This is a genomic window from Pseudoxanthomonas daejeonensis (assembly GCF_010093205.1).
GTDB lineage: Bacteria > Pseudomonadota > Gammaproteobacteria > Xanthomonadales > Xanthomonadaceae > Pseudoxanthomonas > Pseudoxanthomonas daejeonensis.
In genome coordinates this window covers 199,428-216,062 of the sequence record NZ_PDWN01000001.1, presented here as the reverse complement: position 1 = coordinate 216,062, position 16,635 = coordinate 199,428, and the positions used below count along the sequence as shown (strand labels likewise).

The following is a 16,635-nucleotide window of genomic DNA, read 5'->3' as shown; positions in this document are numbered from 1 at the left end:
GCGGACAAGATGCGAAGGGGCGCGGATGAGCCGGATGGCAGCGTGGGCGTGCGCGGGGGTGTGGCTGGCGTTGGTCGCGGCCGGGCCTGCACGGGCATTGACCATCATGGAGATGGATTACCAGTGCCCCGTCGGAGGCGAGCGCTTCCGCCAGGAAACGGCAGGCTCGGGGACGGCCTTCGGCCACTACCTGGACGGCCAGGCCTACGGGCCGATCATGTCCCCGTGGCCGCTGGCGAAATGCCCCGGCAACGGTTTCGTCATGTATCGCGACGATTTCAGCCCGGCGGAACTGGAGGTGCTGACAGCCTTCGTCCAGGGCCAGGCATACCAGCAGCTGCGCCAGACCGAAACAACTTACTGGCTGGCGGCGTCCCTGCAGGAAGCGCTCGGCGTGTCCTTGGTCGATCGCGCCGGCACCCTGATGCGCGCGACCTGGCAAGCGTCGCCGGCGCAGTACCCGCATTACGTGGAAGCTGCCGCCGCCGCCTTCGCCGCCGCCTGTCCGGATGATGCCGCGCACACGCAGCGCGACGAGCAATGGCTGTATTGCCAGCTGATCCGCGGCGAATGGGAGCGTCGGACCTCGCGCTTCGATGCCGCCCGCGCGCGCTTCGAGCACCTGCAGCCGTTGCCGCCGCAGCTGGTGGGTGATGCCGATGCGCGTGCCCAGTACGCATCCGAAGTGGCCCAGCAGCTCGCGCTGGTGGAACAGGGAGACGCGCGCAGGACGATGGCCTCCATGGCCGGGAAGGACGCAGGCGTTGCAGGGGATGTCGAGGCCGCCGCCGATGCGGCAGCCGACCCGGGCCGCTGAGCTTCCGCGTCAGTCCTTCAGTCGCGGGATGCCGTGCGCGTCGCGGTCCTCGCCCACCGCCAGGTCGTAGATCTTCTCGCGCAGGTCGCGGCCAGGAAGTTCCTCGGCAGCTTCGCCACGTGCGGCATGCAATGCGTTGGCATACGCGCGCCGCGCCAGGCCTTCTTCGCCGGCCGCAGCGAACCCGGCACCCATTTCTTCCCATGCTTCCGCACCCGCCCCCTGGGCGATGGCGCGATGCAGGAAGTCCTGCGCCTGCAGCCATTGGCCCTGCTTGCGCGAAAGCCGCGCGAGCGCCAGCAGCAGGGCCGGGCTGGCCGGATGTGCCTGCAGCCAGCGCTGGGCGCTGGCACGGCGCGAATCGACATGGCCGACCGCCAGGCTTCCATACAGGTCGGCAAGCGACTCGTCCCAGCGCGCGTCCAGCGCCTGCTCGAGATGGCGCAGCGCGGCCTCGTCCCAGCGCAGCGCGGCGGCGCGGGCGGCATAGGCGGCCACCACCGGTGGTTCGGTGCGCAACGGCTTGGGCATGGCTTCCCAGCGCTCGGCCAGCAGGTTGGCATCGGCGGCTTCGCGCAGTGACTGGGTGGCGAGTTCCATCTCCAGTCGTGCCAGCTCCGCTTCGGGCAAGGCCGACTGCTGGCGCAGCGCGCCGAGCAGGCCATAGGCTTCACCGGCGCGGCCGATGCTCTTCAGCGCGCGCGTGCGCAACAGCAGTCCGCGTGGCGGCAGCGGTTGAGCGGCGGCGACGTCGAGTGCATTGATCGCATCGACCGGCAGGCCACGTTCGAGCAGGCGTTCCCCGGCAAGCATCGCGTGTGCGGCGGGATCGCGTGTGGCCAGCGCGGTCAGCCAGCCTTCGGCGGCGGCCGGATCGCCGCGGCCGTCGGCCGCGCGCACCGCAGCGGCCAGCGCGATCGCGCCGACTTCGGGGTCGTCCACGGCTGCGGCGAACAGACGCTCGGCGCGCAGCCAGTGGCCGCCCTGCAGCGCGCGCAGCCCCTCGATCAGTCGCGCGCGACCCTGGCGCTTGCGATAGCGGCCCCAGATCCGGAACGGCAGGCGCAGCAAGGACCATGCGGCAGCGAGCACCAGCCACGCCAGCAGCAGCAGCAACGCCGCGCGTGGCAGCGTCGTGCTGTAGTCGTAACCGCCGCTGCGCACGATCACCTGGCCCAGGTCCGAGGCGTTGTGCTGCGCCAGCCACTGCGACCCGAGCACGCCGAGCACGGCGACCACCAGCAGCGCGACCAGCCAACGGTACGGCTTCATGTTCATGGCGCGTCCCTCCCGTCGCGCAGGGCCCGCAGCTGCGGCAGCGTGCTGTCGAGCAGCGGCGACTGTGGTTGCAGCGGTGCCTCGCGCATCGAATCCAGTTCACCGAGAACATCGTGCAGCGCAGGTGAATCAGGCCATAAGCGGGCGATCCACGCCGCACTGCGGTTCAGCGCGGTATGGAAGCCGTCAACGTCGCCGCGTTCCAGGGCCGCGCGCGCCAGGGTCAGCTCCACCTGCAGCGCATCCGCGCCCTCGCGACGCTGCGCGGCGCCCATGAGCGCGTTGCTGCCTGAGGGCCGGATTTCCAGCAACGGCGAAAGCAGGCGCTGCCACAGTGGCAGACGTGCCTGCCGCGTGGCGGACACGGACGGCTCGCGAGGCAGTTGCCCGAGTGCTTCATCGAGCGCCTGCAGCCGCCGGGCCAGGTTCGCGCGCGGACCGGGGCCGAGCGCATCGAGCGCGGCGCGTTCCGCGGCGAGAGTCTGGCGCAGGTTGAGCACGGCCGTATCGTCGAGGTCGTCGAGCATGCCTGCGGCCAGCGCATAGGCGCGGCGCGCGCCATCCAGGTCGCCGGCCAGGTGCAGGCGTTGCGCGCCCGCGACCAGCGCCAGTTCCGCTTCGTCCAGGCGCAGGGCCTGGTGGCCCTGTCGACTGTTCGCGTCGAGCCTGGCCACGGTGTCCTCGAGCAGCGCATTGCGCTGGCCCAGGCCCAGCACTTCGTCGCGCAGCACGCGGTTGGACGCGGCGGCATCCTGCAGCAGTCGGCCCTGCGCGCGCAGGTCGCCGCGCAGCGTGTCCATGCGCTGGCCGAGCGCATCTATCTGGCGCGCGTCCTCCTGTGCCTGCACACGTGCCTGCTGCTGGCGCTGGTGCCAGCCATGCCATCCGGACCAGCCGGCCACTCCCAGCGCCAGCACCAGCAGTGCGGCGACAGGCGCGCGCCAACGGACGCGGCGGGAAGCGGCGGGAGAAACCTCGTTCACGGGAGCGTCCTTGTCCGTGGGCCGCTGCCGCGTCGTCAACCGTGACGTGCGTCGTACCGGCGACCCTGTCGAAAGGATCGCTTGGCGCCCGTGGCGCTGCAAGCGCAACCAGTTCAGACCTTGGTCGACAGCGCCTCGACCGCGGCCCGGACCAGCGCCGCCGGGCGCGGACTGCCGGCGACCACCACCCGTTGCCAGCCCAGCTCGCGGGCAAACCCGGCCAGGCGCGGGCTGGCGGCGGCCACCGCTGCGCCCTGCAGGACCCGCAGGGCCGGAGGCGGCAGCTGCGGCAGCACCAGGCGCAGGGCCAGCTCGCTGCTCAGGGCCAGGCAGGCTGGCGCCTGGAGCGCTGCCAGCCGGGCCACCGCGGGCGCCGTCAGAGGCAACGGCTCCCGCTGGTAGACATCGGCGCGGTCCACCCGGGTGCCGCGATCGGCCAGCGTGGCCGCGAGCAGTCCACGCCCCTCGGGGGCGGTTACCAGGCCGACCCGGGTGGCACCGGCCAGGGCCGGCAGCGCCAGCAGGCCTTCGCTGTCCATCCTCGATGGCGCCTGCACCCGCCCGATGCCGGCCCGGCGCAGTGCGGCGGCCGTACCCGCACCCACCGCCAGCCACTGCTGCGCCGGCGCGGCGGAAAGCGTCCGCAGCGCGACGGCGGCACGGACCGCGGCAGGGCTGGTGAACACCAGGACCGGAGCGTCCAGGGCCACTTCGAGCGCCTGCCGGCTGGCCGCATCGTCTCGCAGCCGTATCCGCCAGGGCGACAGCGGCAGCAATCCACCGCCATGGCGCGCGGCGGCGCGGCGCGGGGCTGAATGATCGGCCTGCGCACGCAATGAGATCAGGTACCAGGCGGGCGGACGTGGCGCGGACATTGCGGCATTATGCGGGCCCCGCGCGTGGGACCACGCGCCCGTGGATGTATCCGATGATCGAAGCTTCAAGCTTGGCCGCACTGCGCACCCACCTGCAGTCGATCCCGCAGGTCCGCGCAATGCAGGTCGAGATCGTGGGCGAAACGGCCGGGCGCCTGCGCCTGGACGCGCCGCTGGCACCGAATATCAACGACAAGGGCTCCGCTTTCGGCGGCAGCCTGGCTTCGCTGATGACCCTGGCCGGCTGGGCCCTGGCCACCTCGCGGCTGGCCGACGCAGGGCTGAAGGCCGAGGTCTACGTCGCCGACAGCACCGTGCGTTACCTGGCGCCGCTGGAGGCCGACCTGCGGGCGGAGGCCTGGCTGGAGGAGGGTGGCTGGGAAACCTTCGTCGCCACCTTCCGCCAGCGCGGCCGCTCCCGGTGCCGCATCGCCGCCTGCGTCCGCCTGCCCGACGGCGGCGAGGCGACCGTGTTCAGCGGGCGCTTCGTGGCCCTGCGCCCGGACTGAGCACCGCTTCGGCCCTGCTAGGATGGGTCGTATCCGCCCCGGAGCCCCTGCATGCGCACGATCCCGACCCTGCTGCTCGCCTGGCTGATGCTGCTGGCGATGCCGCACGCCGAGGCCGCCGGTGGCAGTTCGCGCAAGCTCGAGCAGGCGCAGACGGTGTTCTCTTCGGCCATGCGCTGGAGCGACTACGAAGGCGCCTGGCAGATGGTCGACCCCGCCTTGCGCGAGGCGCAGCCGCTGACCGACCTGCAGCTGGAGCGCTACAACCAGTTGCAGGTGTCCAGTTACCGCGAAGGCGGCAATGGCGAACTGGAGGACGGCACGGTGGTGCGGTCGGTCGAGGTTGGCGTGATCAACCGCCACACCCAGGCCGAACGCTCGGTCCGCTACCAGGAAAAGTGGCGCTGGGACCCCAAGGCCAAGCGCTGGTGGCAGGTGGCCGGGCTGCCCGATTTCTGGGAAGGCAAGTAGCCGCGGCGCGTCGCGACCGGGGGCTGTGCGACAATCGCCGCCCTTTCCGCTGCCGATCCCGACTGTCGTGAATGCAGAAACCCTGATGGCCTTCTTCGGCCGCCACCCCATGCTGTCGATGGCGCTGGCAGGCCTGACCGTGGCCATCGCCTACACCGAGATCGCCCGCCTGTTCCGTGGCTACAAGGCGCTCAAGCCGGCCGAGCTGACCAGCCTGGTCAACCAGGGCGGTGCGCTGGTGGTGGACCTGTCGGCGATCGCCGATTTCGAGAAAGGCCACATCCCCGGCAGCCGCAACGTGATCCCCAGCCAGTTCGACCCGCAGGGCAAGCTGCTGGCGGGCAAGCAGCAGTCGCCGGTGGTGCTGGTGTGCCGCAACGGCATGGCGTCGGCCGATGCGGCCAAGAAGCTGAAGAAGGCCGGTTTCGAGCAGGTCCACTGGCTCGAGGGTGGCACCGGCGCGTGGGACGCGGCCGGCCTGCCGCTGGTCAAGGGCCGCGCCTGACATACCCCCGGCGGAGCGGCCATGCCCGGGTGGGCATGCCATAATCCGGCGTTCACTGCGATCAATGCTGGTCGCGTTCCCAATGCATCTGGAGTTCCTGAAATGTCCGACGAAACCACCAACGGCGCCGCCGTCGCCCAGCCGGAAGCCGCGGGTCCTGCTTTCAGCGTCGAGAAGATCTACGTCAAGGACGTTTCCTTCGAGGCCCCGGGCGCCCCGGGCATCTTCAGCGAGCCGGGCCAGCCGGACCTGCAGCTCAACCTCAACCAGCGCGTGCAGCGCCTGAACGAGGCGCTGTTCGAGGTCGTGCTGACCGTCACCCTGACCTGCAAGGTCGGCGACAAGACCGCGTACGTGGCCGAAGTCGAGCAGGCTGGCGTGTTCGGCCTGGTCGGCCTGCAGCCGCAGGCGATCGACGTCCTGCTGGGCACCCAGTGCCCGAACATCCTGTTCCCGTACGTGCGCCAGACGGTCGGCGACCTGATCCAGGCTGGCGGCTTCCCGCCGTTCCTGCTGCAGCCGATCAATTTCGACGCGCTGTACGCCGAGACCCTGCGCCAGCGCCAGCAGCAGGCGGGCGCCGCTGAAGCGGCCCTGGCCGAGCCGGTCGGCAACGCCTGAGCCTGCAGTCCCGCGCCGGCCCCGTGACTGCCGTGCCTGACACCCTGGCGGTCCTCGGCGCCGGCTCGTGGGGCACGGCGCTGGCCACCCTGGCCGCGCGCAACGGCCTGGCCACCACCCTGTGGGGCCGGGATCCGGCGATGGCCGCGGCGATCGACCGCGACCACCAGAACCCGCGTTACCTGCCCGGAATCGAACTCCCGGCGACCCTGCGCGCCACCACCGACCTGGCCGCCGCCGTCCGCGGTGCCAGTTGGGTGCTGGTCGTGGTGCCCTCGCACGCGTTCACCGAAACCCTGCATGCGCTCAAGCCGCTGCTGCCGGCCGGTGCCGGCGTGGCCTGGGCGACCAAGGGCTTCGAGCCGGGGTCCGGGCGCTTCCTGCACGAGGTGGCCGAGGACGTGCTGGGCGCGGACGTGCCGCTGGCCGTGGTCACCGGCCCGTCATTCGCCAAGGAAGTCGCGCTCGGCCTGCCCACCGCGGTGACCGTGCATGGCGCCGATGCGGAGTTCGCCCAGGTCGTGGCCGACACGCTGCATGGCCCGGCCTTCCGCGCCTACACCGGCAACGACATGGTCGGCGCCGAACTGGGCGGGGCGATGAAGAACGTGCTGGCCGTCGCCACCGGCGTGGCCGATGGCATGGAGCTGGGCCTGAATGCCCGCGCCGGCCTGATCACCCGCGGCCTCAACGAAATGCTGCGCCTGGCCGCGGCGATCGGCGCCCGCCCGGAAACGCTGATGGGCCTGGCCGGCCTCGGCGACCTGGTGCTGACCTGTACCGGCGACCTGTCGCGCAACCGCCGCCTGGGCCTGGCCCTGGGTCGTGGCCAGCCGATGGGCGAGGCGATCGCGCAGATCGGGCAGGTGGTCGAATCGGTGCAGACCGCCGACGAGGTCATGCGCCTGGCCGACCGGCATGGCATCGAGCTGCCGATTTCCGCCGGCGTGCGCGCGGTGCTGCATGGGGACATCACCCCGGTCGACGGGCTGCGCCAGCTGCTGGGGCGCGAGCAGAAGCCCGAGTACCCGGACACCCTGTTCCGCTGAGTCGCGACCCCGTCGCGCGACCTGCGCGTCGCGCTGCGGCGGCCGTCCCGTGCCGACGTTGCCGCAGCGCGCTTTGATGCGCGCGCTTATCGCGCACATAAAAAGAGCCCGGCTTGCGCCGGGCTCCGGTCTGGCGTGTGGGGAGGGAAACACGCCAGTGAAACAAGCCGGGGAACGGGAGAGAGAGGGACCGCCCCCCGGCTATTGCACGCCTTTCGGCTTACCAGCTGAAGCGCGGACCGACGAACCACTGGGTGTCGCCGTCGACGAACTTCACGTCGCCGCTCACGCCCCAGTTCTGGTTGAACTTGGCCTGGGCGCCCACGCGGCCGTAGAACTCGCCGTCGTAGTTGTCGCCGTCTTCATAGCCGGCCATCACGTAGCCCTCGAAGTTCGGGTGCAGCGCGCCGCGCACGCCGACTTCGGCGCTCCAGCCGTCGTAGTCGATGCCGTAGCCGGCGTCGAAGCTCTCGTAGGCCACGCGGGTGACCAGGTCGGCCGCCGGGGCGATCTCGCGGTTGTAGCCCACGCCCACGCGCCACTGGTCGAAGTCGAACGAGGTGTTGTCGAATTCCTGGTTGGTATAGCCGCCGAACAGGTGGAAGTTCGGGGCGATCGCGACCGAGCCGTTCAGACCCCAGCCGTCGGTGTCGGCATAGTCGGTGTTGGTGGCGGCATAGCCACCCTCGACGTAGTTGTAGGACACGCCCTCGGCGGCCGAGGCGGCGAAGGGGGCGGCGACCAGCAGGGTCAGGGCAAGCAGGGACTTCTTCATTGTTCTATCGACCTCTATGTCGGTTGTTGTTTCCGGCCATTGGCCCAGCCGGTGGACACAATTATTCGGGGCGCGCCTCAATCCAGCCTGAATATCAAACTGACCGGTACATAAATTGATCGCGCCCTTGGGGAACTTCGGAAGATCCGGCGTGCTACGGGTTCAACCGGCGCCGGCGAATCCGGACTGACGCCAGGCCTCGAACACCACAACCGCGACCGCGTTGGACAGGTTCAGGCTGCGGTTGTCCGGCCGCATCGGCAGGCGCAGGCGCTGTGCCGCTGGAATCGCGTCAAGGACCTCGTCCGGCAGGCCGCGCGTTTCCGGGCCGAACAGGAAGGCATCGCCATCGGCGTACTGCGGCTGGTCGTGGCGGACCTGGCCGCGGGTACTGAGGGCGAACAGGCGTTGCGGGCGGATCGCGTCGAGTGCGGCATCCAGGCTGGCGTGCACCTGCACGCGGGCGAACTCGTGGTAGTCCAGCCCGGCGCGCCGCAGCTGCTTGTCTTCCATCGCGAACCCGAGCGGTTCGACGAGGTGCAGGCGCGCGCCGGTGTTGGCACACAGCCGGATCACGTTGCCGGTGTTCGGCGGGATCTCGGGCTGGTAGAGCAGGACGTCGTAAACAGGGTCTGGCATCGCGGCGATTGTATGCGGGCAGGCCCGCCTGACGCCGCGCGGATGCAGCGATCAGGGCAGCGCGACGACCAGCGTTTCGGCCAGCAGGGTGGTGGCCAGCTGCGCGGTCAGGGCCTTGGCCTGCTCGGTGGCGACGATCGCGGCGCGCTCGGCCAGCTGCTCGCCGGTCGGACGGACGTTGATGGCCGGCAGGTCGACGATCCGGGCCACGAAGGCGTGGGCGGCCAGTTCGGTGCGCAGCGCGGCGTCGGGGCGGACGGTGACGGCCGGCAGGTCGACGATGTGATCGACGCGGGCGGTGCCGGTGGCCAGCTCGGCGGCCAGGGCGGCGTCGGGGCGGACGGTGACAGTCGGCAGGTCGATGATACGGTCGGCGTGCGCGGTGTCGGCGGCCGTGGCGGTGGCGGACAGGGCGGCCAGCGACAGGATCAGGCTCATCGCGGCGGACAGGGTCTTGGCGTTCATGGCGTGCTCCGGTGTTGTGTAGCGGTGGTGTGGTAGTAAGGTAATACACCTAATCAGCAAGCGCAAGGGGAAGTCCACTCTTTTCCGCCCTGGTTCATTGTTCGTTCAGTGATGCTGGGTGCTGCGCTTCGTTGCCCATAAGCAACGCATACGGCGTGCCAACCGTAAATGCCTGAAATAACTAGGAATGCGGTGGCGTCCGCGGTGTCCGTGCCCGGATGCGGACGTCCGCAGAGACGTGCGCGGCACGATCGACATGCGTTTTATGGATGCGCCGAAGACGGCCCGGGTTGCGGCTTGCCGCATGAGGGACCAGCGCCATGAAGGCGGGTGGGGCCGGGCGGAACGTGCCGGACGGACAGTCCGGTTGCCGACCAGGAACTGCTACCAGGGCAACGCCTGCCCCTGCCGGTCGAGGAACACGCCGCTGTCGTCCGCTCCCAGGCCTTCGATCACCTGCAGCAGCGCGGTTACCGCTTCGGCCGCCGACAACGTCGCCTGCGCTCCACCCATGTCGGTGCGAACCCAGCCCGGATGCAGGGCGACCACGCGGATGCCGCGCGGGGCCAGCGCCCGCGCGAGCAGGACGCTGCCCATGTTCTGCGCGGCCTTGCCGATCGCGTAACTGGGGGTGCGGAACTCATGGCGTCGCGCCAGCGAGCCGATCTCGGAAGACAGGTTGGCCACCACCGCACCTGGCCGGTCCGCGCCGTCCGCCAGGAGCGCGGCCACCGCCTGGGTCAACAGGAACGGACCGGTCGCGTTGGTACGCAGGCTGGTCTCCAGGTCGGCCTCGGCCACCTGGCCGAAGCGCTCGCCGCCGTGCAGCACACCGGCGTTGTTGACCAGCAGTCCGATCCGAGCGCCGTCCAGCACCAGCGGCAGTTCGCGCACCAGTTCGTCGCGGCTGCGGGCGGTCGTGACATCCAGCGGCAGCACGTGCAGGCGGCCGGGATGTTCGCCGGCCAGCATGTTCAGGGCGGTGGCGCGCCCGGGCTGGCGGCAGGCGGCGACCACGCGCTCGCCGCGGACGAGCAGCTGGCGCACGAATTCCAGGCCCAGGCCGCGGTTGGCTCCGGTCACCAGGCAGTGGCGGTCCGACTCGGTGCGATCCGGCATCACGGGCTCCGCTCCGGCATGGCTTGTGGCCTAGTGTAAAGGCCGGGGGCGCTGGTTAGGATCGGGGATCACATCCTATGGAGCGTCACCATGACGGTAGCCCGCCGCCCTCGCACGGCCGCCCTGGTTCTGGCCATCACCGCTTCGCTCGGCGTCGCCGCGCTGGCTCCTGCGCCGGCCTTCGCCGCCAGGACCGCCGCAGTTCCCAGCGAGCAGCTGGTCCCGTACGAGGAGTTCACCCTGCCCAACGGCCTGCGGGTGATCGTGCACACCGACCGCAAGGCGCCGGTCGTGGCGGTGAACCTCTGGTACCACGTCGGCAGCAAGGATGAGCCGGCCGGGCGCAGCGGCTTCGCGCACCTGTTCGAGCACCTGATGTTCAACGGCTCGGAAAACCACCGCGACGAATACTTCGGGCCGTTCGAGCTGGCCGGCGCCACCGACCAGAACGGCACCACCTGGCTGGACCGCACCAACTACTTCCAGAACGTGCCGACCACCGCGCTGGACATGGCGCTGTGGATGGAGTCCGACCGCATGGGCCACCTGCTCGGCGCGATCGACCAGAAGGTGCTCGACGAGCAGCGCGGCGTGGTCCAGAACGAGAAGCGCCAGGGCGAGAACCAGCCCTACGGCCAGGCCGACGACGAGATCTACCGCGCGCTGTACCCGAAGGGCCATCCGTACCACCACAGCACGATCGGCTCGATGAACGACCTCGACGCGGCCTCGCTGGAGGACGTGAAGAACTGGTTCCGCGCCTGGTACGGCCCGAACAACACCGTGCTGGTGCTGGCCGGCGACATCGACGTGGCCACCGCGAAGGAAAAAGTGACCCGCTATTTCGGCGACATCCCGGCCGGTCCGGCGATGGCGCGGGTCCAGGCAGGCCCGGTCAAGCGCGAGACAAGCCGCGCGACGATGACCGACAAGGTGCCGCAGGCGCGCATCCACCGCGCCTGGAGCGTGGCCGGCTACGCCGACGCCGACCTGGACCGGCTGCAGCTGCTGGGCCAGGTGCTGGGCGGCAGCAAGAGCTCGCGCCTGGACCGCCGCCTGGTCCATGAGGAAAAGCTGGTCGACAAGGTCAGCGCCTACGTGCAGCCGTTCGAGCTTGCCTCCACCTTCTACATCGAGGCCGACGTGAAGCAGGGCGTGGACCCGGCCAGGGTCGAGGCGATCATCGACGAGGAGCTGCGCAAGCTGCTCGCCGAAGGCCCGACCGCCGCCGAACTCGCGCAGGCGCAGACCATGATCAAGGCCGGCTTCGTGCGCGGCGTCGAGCGCATCGGCGGCTTCGGCGGCAAGGCCGACGCGCTGGCCGAGTGCGCGGTCTACGCCAAGGACCCGGGCTGCTTCCGCACCAGTCTGGACGTGATCGCCAAGGCCAGCGCCGCCGACCTGCAGAAGAGCGGCGCCCGCTGGCTGGGCGAGGGCTCGCACACCCTGGTGGTGCTGCCGGGCGAGCGTACCGTGCTGGCCGAGGAAGCATCGCCGACGCCGGCGCCGTTCGTGCTGCCCAAGCCCGACGCGAAGTTCAAGACGGTCAAGACCACGGTCGATCGCAGCAAGGGCGTGCCGATGCCCGAGAGCTTCCCCGACCTCAAGTTCCCGGCGCTCGAGCGCGCCACCCTGAGCAACGGCACCCAGGTGATCCTGGCGCGTCGCGACGCGGTCCCGGTGGTGCAGTTCAGCTATGAATTCAAGGGTGGCTTCGCCGCCGACCAGGGCCGCAAGCTGGGTACCTCCAGCTTCACCATGGGCATGCTCGACGAAGGTGCCGGCGAGCTGGATGCCCTGGCCTTCGCCAACCGCGCCGAATCGCTTGGCGCTTCACTCGGCGCCGGCGCCTCGCTGGATGGCGGCAACGCCTACCTGTCGGCGCTGAAGGAGAACCTGGACGAGTCGGTCGGCCTGTACGCCGACATGCTGCGCCGCCCGCGCTTCGACACCAAGGAGATCGACCGCGTCCGCGCGACCTGGATCGCCGGCATCGGCCAGGAGAAGGCGCGTCCGAATGGTGCGGCGCTGCGCGTCCTGCCGCCGCTGCTGTACGGCAAGGGCCATCCCTATGCGATTCCGTTCAGTGGCAGCGGCACCGAGGCCTCGATCGCCTCGCTGACCCGCGACGACCTGGTCGCCTTCCACCGGCAGTGGGTGCGCCCGGACAACGCCACCGTCCTGGTGGTGGGCGACACCACCCTGGACGAGGTGGTGCCGCTGCTGGAGAAGCACCTCGGCGACTGGAAGGCCAGCGTTCCGGTTGCCGCAGCCGCCGCCTTGCCGGCGGTGCAGCGTCCGGCCAGGTCCACGGTCTATCTGGTCGACCAGCCCGGCGCCGTCCAGGCCACGATCCTGGCCGGCCAGGTCGTGCCTTCGACCCGCGACCCGGGCGCGATCAAGTTCGACTTCGCCAACTCGGTGCTCGGCGGCGAGTTCACCTCGCGCCTCAACATGAACCTGCGCGAGGACAAGCACTGGGCCTATGGCGCCTACAGCTCCAGCCCCGGTGCCCAGGGCCAGCGGCCGTGGATCGTCTTCGCCCCGGTGCAGATCGACAAGACCGCCGAATCGCTGAAGGAACTGGACCGCGAGATCCGCGAATACGCGGGCGGCAAGACCCCGCCGACGGCCGCCGAGGTGAACAAGATCCAGGCCACCGAGATCCGCAGCCTGCCCGGCGCCTACGAGACCGGTCGCGCGGTGATGGGCACGCTGGGCGGCATCGTCCGCTACGACCGTCCGGATGACTACGTGTTCAAGCGCAAGGCGGAAATCGAGGCGCTGACCCTGGAGCAGGTGACGCAGGCCGCGTCCACCCTGGATCCGGACAAGCTGGTCTGGGTCGTGGTCGGCGACCTCAAGCAGGTGGAGGCGCCGGTGCGCGCGCTGAACCTGGGCGAGGTGCGCGTGGTCGATGCGGACGGCAAGCCGGTCGCCGCGGCGAAGAAGTGATCGCGGGCCCGGATGCGGCGCTTGCCGCATCCGGGCCCTTGCGTGTCACGCGCTCGCGCGCCGTTCATCTTCCATGCCGGGCTCTCCGGCACTCTTTGGGCCGGCTTCGCCCCCAACTGGAACCCCGCCATGCTCCGTCCCCTGTCCGTCCTGCTCCTGGTCCTGCCGCTGGCGGCCTGTACCTGGGTATCGCTCAAGCCCGAGGCCAAGCAGGTCCGGGTGGTCCCGGCCGGGGCCGCACCTGCCGGGTGTACCAAGCAGGGCGAGATCGAGGTCTCGGTGAAGAACAGCGTGGCCTTCTACGAGCGCAACACCGTCAAGGTGCGCGACGAGCTGGAAACCCTGGCCCGCAACGAGGCCCTGGGCCTGCCGGCCGACACCCTGCAGCCGCTGGGCGAGCCGGCCGACGGCACCCAGCGTTTCGCCGCCTGGCGCTGCGCCCGCTGAATGCCGGCCGGGGACGGTCGATACGTAAAGGTGCGGTGAAGGCGGCCAGCCGCTAGAATCGATGCCCCTTTCGCCCTTCCGGCGCGGCCTGCCATGCTTTTCAAGAATGTCTCCATCGCGGGTCTGGCGCACATCGATGCGCCGCACACGCTGACCTCGCAGGCAATCAACGAACGGTTGAAGCCGACCCTGGACCGCCTGGGCATCCGCACCGACGTGCTCGGCGACATCGCCGGCATCCATGCCCGCCGCATGTGGGACGACGACCAGCAGGCCTCCGACGTGGCCACCCTGGCCGCGCGCAAGGCGCTGCTCGACGCCGGCATCGGCGTGGACAAGATCGGCCTGCTGGTCAACACCTCCGTCAGCCGCGACTACCTGGAGCCGTCCACCGCGTCGATCGTGTCCGGCAACCTGGGCGTGTCCGACCACTGCATGACCTTCGACGTCGCCAACGCCTGCCTGGCCTTCATCAACGGCATGGATATCGCCGCCCGCATGCTCGAGCGCGGCGAGATCGACTACGCGCTGGTGGTGGACGGCGAGACCGCCAACCTGGTCTATGAGAAGACCCTCGAGCGGATGGCTTCCCCGGACGTGACCGAGCAGCAGTTCCGCGATGAGATGGCCGCCCTGACCCTGGGCTGCGGCGCCGCGGCGATGGTCATGGCCCGCCGCGAGCTGGTCCCGGACGCGCCGCGCTACAAGGGCGGCGTGACCCGCTCGGCCACCGAATTCAACCAGCTGTGCCGCGGCAACCTGGACCGCATGGTCACCGACACCCGCATGCTGCTGATCGAGGGCATCAAGCTGGCGCAGAAGACCTTCATCGCGGCCAAGCTGGCGTTGGGCTGGGCGGTGGACGAGCTGGACCAGTTCGTGATCCACCAGGTCAGCCGCCCGCACACCGCCGCGTTCGTGAAGTCGATCGGCATCGACCCGAAGAAGGTCATGACCATTTTCGGCGAGCACGGCAACATCGGCCCGGCCTCGGTGCCGATCGTGCTGAGCAAGCTCAAGGAGCTGGGCCGGCTGAAGAAGGGCGACCGCATCGCCCTGCTCGGGATCGGCTCCGGCCTGAACTGCTCGATGGCCGAGGTCGAATGGTGAGGCGCCCCGCGCACACCTGAGTGGAACGAAGGGCCGGCTTGTCCGGCCCTTTTCATGTCTGGCCCAACGGGATTGGCGTCGCCGGATCCCGGCAGGTTGCCCGGGCCCGTCTCAGCCAGGGTCGCTGTTCAGTCCGCCCCGCAGCACTTCTTGTGCTTCTTCCCGCTGCCGCACGGGCAGGGATCGTTGCGGCCCGGGCCCGCCTCGCGGCGGATCGGCGTACGCGGGGTCAGCGCGGCGATGTGGTGGTGGTTGAGATCGGCCAGCATGGCCGGCAGGTCCATCACGATCTCCAGCCGCTCGCGATAGCCCAGTGGCGCCGGGGCCTTCTCCGGATCGTCTGCGTCGGCGACTTCGCCTGAGGCCAGGCGCTCGAGCAGGTCGAAGAGCTCGTCGATCCAGTCGTTCGCTTCCAGCCACTGGTCCCATTCGGCCTCCCGCAAGGCCACGCCTTCGAAGAAGCCCAGCGCCCATTCCCGGCCGACGTCGAGTTCATCCTCGCCCAGGGCCTCATCGCCGTCTTCCGGATCCTCCGGCAGCCACATCAGCGGCATCAGGTGGTCCGGCAGGTCCTGCTCCCCGTGGCGCGCGCGGGCGGCGCACATGTTCCAGTGGCCGGCCAGCAGGTCCTGGACTTCCTGCGCCTCCTCCGGGCTGCCCCAGCCGGGCGCCTTGCCGCCCCATACCACCGGCTGCCACTCCTCCGGCGGCACCGGCGAGGGCGCCACTACCAGCGCCGAAAGAAACCCGTCCAGCGCTTCCAGGTTGAAGCCGCGGAACGGCACGGCGCGTTGTTCGAGCAGCGCGGAGAGCCGTTCGATCTGCGTGTCGTCGAGCTGGAGCGGGGGCTTGGCCATGGCGGGCGGGATGGTGGGAGGGGCGTGCATGGTAGTCCCTGCGAGGCACGAGGGCTGTCGCCGTCGCCTGCACCGCCGGCTGGCGCCGGGTCGCACTGGCCTACAATGCGGGGTTTCCGCGCGAACCCGCTGCCCGTGCCCCAGTTTCCCGGTTATCCCCGCGACCCGAAGCGCTTCGAAGTCCGTCCCGGCATCGCCATGTCCTACCTGGACGAGGGCCCGCGCGACGGCGAAGTGGTGGTCGCGCTGCACGGCAATCCGTCGTGGAGCTACTACTGGCGCACGCTCGTGGCCGGGTTGACGGACCCGGCTGGCGGCAAGCAATACCGGGTGATCGTCCCCGACCACGTCGGCATGGGCCTGTCGGACAAGCCGGACGACTACCTGGCGTCCTCGCCGCGCTACGACTACACCCTGCAGTCGCGGGTGGACGACCTGGAAGCGCTGCTGCGCCATGCCGGCGTCGACGATGGCACGCCGGTGACCCTGGCCGTGCACGACTGGGGCGGGATGATCGGCTTCGGCTGGGCGCTGAAGCACGCCGCGCAGGTGAAGCGGCTGGTGATCCTCAACACCGCTGCGTTCCCGATGCCGGCCGACAAGGCGATGCCGTGGCAGATCGCGCTGGGCCGCGACTACTTCGTCGGCGAGCTGGTGATCCGCACGTTCAATGCGTTCTCCGCCGGCGCGTCCTGGCTGGGCGTGGAGCGGAAGATGCCGGCCGACGTGCGTCGTGCCTACGTGGCGCCGTACGACTCGTGGAAGAACCGGATCTCCACGATCCGCTTCATGCAGGACATCCCGCTGTCGCCCAAGGACGAGGCCTGGCCGCTGCTCGAGGCCGCCGGCAAGGCGCTGCCCTCGTTCGCCGACCGTCCGGCCTTCATCGGCTGGGGCCTGAAGGACTTCGTGTTCGACCACCACTTCCTCGAACGCTTCCGCGCCGACCTGCCGCAGGCCGAAGTGCATGCATTCGAGGATGCCGGGCATTACGTGCTCGAAGACAGGCATGAAGTGCTGGTGCCGGCGATCCGGCGTTTCCTCGACGCGAATCCGCCGAACAGCGACTGAGCCGTGCTCTTGCAGGAGCGGGCATGACCGCGACCCGACGTCATTGGCGCAGGCGACGCTCTCGTGATTCCGATGCCCGTGTCGCGGTC

At 70.1% G+C, this 16,635-nt stretch carries 18 protein-coding genes; 10 read left to right on the top strand and 8 right to left on the bottom strand.

Features of this window, described 5'->3' with window-relative positions:
- The first annotated feature begins 25 nt into the window (after positions 1 to 25).
- Complete coding sequence (locus tag CSC65_RS00975) at positions 26 to 817, top strand: hypothetical protein (RefSeq protein ID WP_162408095.1); 792 nt, start codon at positions 26 to 28, stop codon at positions 815 to 817.
- A 9-nt stretch (positions 818 to 826) separates the two neighbouring features.
- Here the strand turns inward: CSC65_RS00975 and CSC65_RS00970 are convergent, their stop codons facing one another.
- From CSC65_RS00970 to CSC65_RS00960, 3 genes are all read right to left on the bottom strand, one after another.
- Positions 827 to 2,089 (bottom strand): heme biosynthesis protein HemY, encoded by a 1,263-nt coding sequence (locus CSC65_RS00970; RefSeq protein ID WP_162408238.1) that lies wholly within the window; start codon positions 2,087 to 2,089, stop codon positions 827 to 829.
- 2 nt (positions 2,090 to 2,091) lie between these two features.
- Positions 2,092 to 3,078 (bottom strand): uroporphyrinogen-III C-methyltransferase, encoded by a 987-nt coding sequence (locus tag CSC65_RS00965; RefSeq protein ID WP_162408094.1) that lies wholly within the window; start codon positions 3,076 to 3,078, stop codon positions 2,092 to 2,094.
- A gap of 113 nt (positions 3,079 to 3,191) precedes the next feature.
- On the bottom strand, positions 3,192 to 3,953 hold the full coding sequence (locus tag CSC65_RS00960; RefSeq protein ID WP_162408093.1) for a uroporphyrinogen-III synthase: 762 nt from the start codon (positions 3,951 to 3,953) through the stop codon (positions 3,192 to 3,194).
- 53 nt (positions 3,954 to 4,006) lie between these two features.
- On the opposite strand from CSC65_RS00960, the gene CSC65_RS00955 reads away from it, so the two are divergent.
- From CSC65_RS00955 to CSC65_RS00935, 5 genes are all read left to right on the top strand, one after another.
- On the top strand, positions 4,007 to 4,462 hold the full coding sequence (locus CSC65_RS00955) for a YiiD C-terminal domain-containing protein (RefSeq protein ID WP_238390218.1): 456 nt from the start codon (positions 4,007 to 4,009) through the stop codon (positions 4,460 to 4,462).
- Between the two features lie 51 nt (positions 4,463 to 4,513).
- Positions 4,514 to 4,933 (top strand): hypothetical protein, encoded by a 420-nt coding sequence (locus CSC65_RS00950; protein WP_162408091.1) that lies wholly within the window; start codon positions 4,514 to 4,516, stop codon positions 4,931 to 4,933.
- A 67-nt stretch (positions 4,934 to 5,000) separates the two neighbouring features.
- A complete protein-coding gene (locus CSC65_RS00945) occupies positions 5,001 to 5,438 on the top strand; it encodes a rhodanese-like domain-containing protein (RefSeq protein WP_202922801.1) in 438 nt (145 codons plus the stop codon).
- A gap of 102 nt (positions 5,439 to 5,540) precedes the next feature.
- Positions 5,541 to 6,059 (top strand): protein-export chaperone SecB, encoded by a 519-nt coding sequence (gene secB, locus CSC65_RS00940; protein ID WP_162408090.1) that lies wholly within the window; start codon positions 5,541 to 5,543, stop codon positions 6,057 to 6,059.
- Between the two features lie 23 nt (positions 6,060 to 6,082).
- A complete protein-coding gene (locus CSC65_RS00935) occupies positions 6,083 to 7,108 on the top strand; it encodes an NAD(P)H-dependent glycerol-3-phosphate dehydrogenase (protein ID WP_162408089.1) in 1,026 nt (341 codons plus the stop codon).
- Positions 7,109 to 7,328: 220 nt separating this feature from the next.
- Here the strand turns inward: CSC65_RS00935 and CSC65_RS00930 are convergent, their stop codons facing one another.
- The 4 genes from CSC65_RS00930 to CSC65_RS00915 form a co-directional block, all read right to left on the bottom strand.
- Positions 7,329 to 7,883, bottom strand: a complete 555-nt coding sequence (locus CSC65_RS00930; protein WP_162408088.1) for an OmpO family porin — start codon at positions 7,881 to 7,883, stop codon at positions 7,329 to 7,331.
- Between the two features lie 162 nt (positions 7,884 to 8,045).
- The gene (gene trmL / locus CSC65_RS00925; protein WP_162408087.1) at positions 8,046 to 8,522 is read right to left on the bottom strand and encodes a tRNA (uridine(34)/cytosine(34)/5-carboxymethylaminomethyluridine(34)-2'-O)-methyltransferase TrmL; all 477 of its coding nucleotides are present in this window, start codon (positions 8,520 to 8,522) and stop codon (positions 8,046 to 8,048) included.
- A gap of 51 nt (positions 8,523 to 8,573) precedes the next feature.
- Positions 8,574 to 8,987, bottom strand: a complete 414-nt coding sequence (locus tag CSC65_RS00920) for a hypothetical protein (RefSeq protein WP_162408086.1) — start codon at positions 8,985 to 8,987, stop codon at positions 8,574 to 8,576.
- Between the two features lie 384 nt (positions 8,988 to 9,371).
- A complete protein-coding gene (locus tag CSC65_RS00915; RefSeq protein WP_162408085.1) occupies positions 9,372 to 10,106 on the bottom strand; it encodes an SDR family oxidoreductase in 735 nt (244 codons plus the stop codon).
- Between the two features lie 90 nt (positions 10,107 to 10,196).
- On the opposite strand from CSC65_RS00915, the gene CSC65_RS00910 reads away from it, so the two are divergent.
- From CSC65_RS00910 to CSC65_RS00900, 3 genes are all read left to right on the top strand, one after another.
- Positions 10,197 to 13,061 (top strand): M16 family metallopeptidase, encoded by a 2,865-nt coding sequence (locus CSC65_RS00910; RefSeq protein WP_162408084.1) that lies wholly within the window; start codon positions 10,197 to 10,199, stop codon positions 13,059 to 13,061.
- A gap of 129 nt (positions 13,062 to 13,190) precedes the next feature.
- Positions 13,191 to 13,508, top strand: coding sequence for a DUF4156 domain-containing protein (locus CSC65_RS00905; RefSeq protein WP_162408083.1), 318 nt, complete (start codon positions 13,191 to 13,193; stop codon positions 13,506 to 13,508).
- 93 nt (positions 13,509 to 13,601) lie between these two features.
- Positions 13,602 to 14,618: a 3-oxoacyl-ACP synthase III gene (locus tag CSC65_RS00900; RefSeq protein WP_162408082.1), complete on the top strand. Its 1,017-nt coding sequence runs from the start codon at positions 13,602 to 13,604 to the stop codon at positions 14,616 to 14,618.
- A gap of 128 nt (positions 14,619 to 14,746) precedes the next feature.
- Here CSC65_RS00900 and CSC65_RS00895 read toward each other — a convergent pair whose 3' ends face one another.
- Positions 14,747 to 15,475: a UPF0149 family protein gene (locus tag CSC65_RS00895; RefSeq protein ID WP_162408081.1), complete on the bottom strand. Its 729-nt coding sequence runs from the start codon at positions 15,473 to 15,475 to the stop codon at positions 14,747 to 14,749.
- 135 nt (positions 15,476 to 15,610) lie between these two features.
- On the opposite strand from CSC65_RS00895, the gene CSC65_RS00890 reads away from it, so the two are divergent.
- Positions 15,611 to 16,546: an alpha/beta fold hydrolase gene (locus tag CSC65_RS00890; protein ID WP_162408080.1), complete on the top strand. Its 936-nt coding sequence runs from the start codon at positions 15,611 to 15,613 to the stop codon at positions 16,544 to 16,546.
- Positions 16,547 to 16,635 lie beyond the last annotated feature (89 nt).